Raw genomic sequence first — 597 nt, 5'->3', positions numbered from 1 at the left:
ATACCCGCGCCAGGAAGCAACATGGCGGTTGGTACTTGGCTTGCGACAACGTTCTCTAAACCGTTGTCATGCAGGTTTTTTAGCAAGATGTTGTTTAAGAAGATCCCGCCAAAACCAACAGGAAGCACCATGTAAGGTGTAATCAGACCAAAAGTCAGCACACACGCAATTAAGCGACGATCCAGTTTAAGCTTCGCAAATACGCCCAAAAGAGGTGGAATCAAAATTGGAATAAAGGCGATATGAACAGGAATTACGTTCTGAGAAGACATGGTTACGAGCACTAACGCCACTAATACAGCGTATTTAAGGCCAGTAGTCGATGCTGCACTTTCTTTGCCGTTTAGGCGTTTAATCACGCTTTTTGCGAGCAGGTCAGTGATACCAGATTTAGAAATGGCAACGGCGAATGTGCCAAGCATAGCGTAGCTAAGTGCAATCGTTGCACCGCCACCTAAGCCACTTTCGAAGGCCGCTACGGTATCGCCTAAGCTCATTCCCGCAACAAGGCCACCAACAATGGCACTAAACGTGAGGGCAACCACCACGTTTACACGCATCAATGCTAACACGAGCATGACGCAAACTGAGATAACG

At 47.4% G+C, this 597-nt stretch carries 1 protein-coding gene; it reads right to left on the bottom strand.

The genetic code is table 11. The features are described 5' to 3' along the window. Positions 1 to 597 (bottom strand): Na+/H+ antiporter NhaC family protein (locus R7R24_RS28625; protein WP_318120447.1); only part of this gene is annotated, 597 nt, incomplete at both ends.

Source organism: Vibrio sp. 704 (genome assembly GCF_033339295.1).
This window is presented reverse-complemented; position numbering and strand designations above follow the sequence as displayed.